This window comes from Streptomyces sp. SolWspMP-5a-2, assembly GCF_900091845.1.
In the GTDB taxonomy this organism is placed as follows: domain Bacteria; phylum Actinomycetota; class Actinomycetes; order Streptomycetales; family Streptomycetaceae; genus Streptomyces; species Streptomyces doudnae.
Map to the genome: position 1 here is coordinate 1 of NZ_FMCI01000289.1, position 3042 is coordinate 3042.

At 76.6% G+C, this 3042-nt stretch carries 2 protein-coding genes; both read left to right on the top strand.

Annotated elements, in window-relative coordinates; genetic code table 11:
- The first annotated feature begins 85 nt into the window (after positions 1–85).
- On the top strand, positions 86–1351 hold the full coding sequence (locus GA0115242_RS28995) for a beta-ketoacyl reductase (RefSeq protein ID WP_093833653.1): 1266 nt from the start codon (positions 86–88) through the stop codon (positions 1349–1351).
- 56 nt (positions 1352–1407) lie between these two features.
- Positions 1408–3042, top strand: a 1635-nt coding sequence (locus GA0115242_RS29000; protein WP_093833655.1) for a beta-ketoacyl synthase N-terminal-like domain-containing protein, incomplete at its 3' end; no start/stop codon positions are given.

Sequence of the window (3042 nt, forward strand, 5' to 3'; positions counted from 1 at the left end):
CCGTCGGCGCCACCTTCGCCTCCGTCGACCTCGACGCGCTGCGCAGCCGCCGCCCCGCCCGCTTCGCCCGCCTGCTGGCCGAGGTGTGGGCCCCCGACGGCGACCGCCCGCCCGCCGCCCCGCCCGTGCGGGTCCTCGACTGCTCCGCCCTCACCGGCACCACCGTCGACCTCGACCACGCCCCCGACGACCCCCCGCTCGTGCTCACCGGACTCGACGGCGTGCGCAACGTCGCCCCCGAACCCTCCCCGGCGGCCGGTTCCGCGCCGACGGCGCCTACCTCGTCACCGGCGGACTCGGCGCCCTCGGCCTCTCCCTCGCCGGGTTCCTCGCCGCCAACGGCGCCGGCACCCTCGTCCTGATCGGCCGCTCCGCGCCCACCCCCGAGGCCGACGCCCGCCTCGCCGAACTCCGCGCCGGGGGCACCACCGTCCACGTCCTGCGCTGCGACATCGCCGACCGCGGCGCGGTCCGCCAGGCACTCGACGGGCTGCGCGCCCGGGGACTGCCCCCGCTGCGCGGCGTCGCGCACGCGGCGGGCGTCGTCTCCGACGCCACGATCGGAACACTGACCCCGCGTCAGTTCACCAAGGTGCTCCAGCCCAAGGTGGCGGGCACCGTCACCCTGGAGGCCGTCACCGCCCACGAACCCCTGGACTTCTTCCTCCTGTTCTCCTCCGCCGCCGCCCTCGTCGGCAACGCGGGCCAGGCCGCCTACGCCGCCGCCAACGCCTACCTCGACGCCACCGCTGAGGCACGCCGCCGCCGCGGACTGCCCGCCCTCAGCGTCCAGTGGGGACCCTTCGCCGACATCGGCCTCGCCGCCCGCGACGCACGCGCCGGGGCCCGGCTCGGGGACCGCGGCATGGACGCCTTCCCGGCGGGCGAGGCATGGGCGGCGCTCACGCGGCTCCTGCCGCAGGACCGTCCCGTCGTCGGCTACCTGCCCCTCGACCTGCGCCGCTGGTTCGAGGCCGCCCCCGACACGGTCGCCCTCAGCGCCTGGCGCGACCTGCACGACCGGCTCGGCGACGACGGCGGGCCCGCCACCGGCAGCGCCTTCGCGGACGGCCTGCGCGCCGCGCCCCCTCAGGCCCGCCCCGCCCTGGTGGAGGCCAAGGTCCGCGAACTCGCCGCCCGCGTCCTGCGGCTGGCCCCCGAACGCCTGGAGCGCGACGCCCTGTTCGAGTCCCTCGGCCTCGACTCCCTGATGAGCCTCGAACTCCGCAACCGCCTCGAAGCCGCCTTCGGGCTGCGCCTGTCACCCACCCTCCTGTGGACCTACGGCACCCCGCGCGCCCTCACCAAGGCACTCACCGAACAGATCACCCACCCCGGGGAGCAGGCGTGAGTACCGACCCGACCGACCGGCCGACCTCCGCCCCGCCACGACCGCGAGGACCAGAGATGGACGAGACGAACACCCCCGGGGGCGGCAGGCAGACCCCGCTCACCCGGGCCCTGGGCACCATCCGCTCCCTGCGCAGGCAGCTCGGCGAGCGGCAGGGCAACCAGCCCGTCGCGATCATCGGCGCGGGGCTGCGGCTGCCCGGCGGCATCGACACCCTCGACGGCTACTGGACCGCCCTGGCCGAGGGCCGCGACCTCGTGCGCCCGCTGCCCGACCACCGCAAGGGCCCCTTCGCCGACGCCTGGCGCGGGGTCCCGCAGCGCGGCGGATTCCTCGACGAGGTCCTCGACTTCGACGCCGAGTTCTTCGGCATCAGCCCCCGCGAGGCCCGCCACCTCGACCCGCAGCACCGGCTCCTCCTCGAGGTCGCCTGGGAGGCCATGGAACACGCGGCCGTCCCGGCCGACGCCCTCGCCGCCGCCCGCACCGGCCTCTACCTCGGCGTCATGTGGCAGGACTACCGCGAGTGGTGCCAGGGCGAACCCGACGCCTACTGGGCCACCGGCAACGGGCACAACTTCGCCGCCGGGAGGGTGGCCTACGCGCTCGGCCTCACCGGCCCGGCCCTGACCGTCGACACCGCCTGCTCGTCCTCGCTGGTCGCCGTCCACCTCGCGGTGCAGGCGCTGCGCCGCGGCGAGTGCGACCTCGCGTTCGCCGCGGGCGCCAACCTCATCATGTCGCCCGCCACCATGCGGCTGGTCCAGGAGACCCGCTCGCTGTCGCCCGACGGCCTCTGCAAGACCTTCGACTCCCGCGCCAACGGGTTCGCCCGCGGCGAGGGCGTCGGCGTGGTCCTGCTCAAACGCCTCGACCACGCCCTGCGCGACGGCGACCGGGTCCTCGGCGTGATCCGGGGGACCGCCGTCAACCAGGACGGCCGCTCCAGCGGGTTCACCGCCCCCAACGTCCTCGCCCAGGTCTCCCTGATCGAGGCCGCGCTGTCCGACGCGGGACTCGAACCGGCCGCCGTCGGCTACGCCGAGACCCACGGCACCGGCACCGCCCTCGGCGACCCGATCGAGATGGCCGCGCTGGCGACCGCGCTGGGCCGGCGCAACGGCGGCGCGCCGCTGCCGGTCGGCGCCGTCAAGACCAACTTCGGGCACCTGGAGGGCACCGCGGGCGTCGCCGGACTGATCAAGGCGACGCTGTGCGTGTCCCGCCGACAGGTGCCGCCCGTCGTCCACTTCCGCCACCTCAACCCCCGGATCGACCTGTCAGGCACCGGGATCACCGTGCCCGCGAGCCTGCGGGAGTGGTCGCCGCTGTCCGGCGACTGCGCCTCCGTCAGCTCCTTCGGCATGAGCGGCACCAACGCGCACGCCGTCGTCGGCCCGCCGCTGCCCGAGGAGCGCGCCGAGGCCCCGGCCGCGTCGGGTCCGGTGACGGTCACCGGCTTCGAGATCTCGGCGCGGAACGCGGACGCCCTGCGCGAGCGCGCCGCCGGGTACGCGGCCGCGCTGGAGGCCCTCGACCCCGCCGACTACCCGGCCTTCGCCCACACCGCGACGGCGGGCCGCACCCGGATGGAGACCCGCGCGCACGTGACGGCGACCGGCCCGGCCGAGGCGGCGAGGGCCCTGCGCGCCCTGGCGGAGGGCCGCACGTCCCCGGAGACCGGGCCCGGA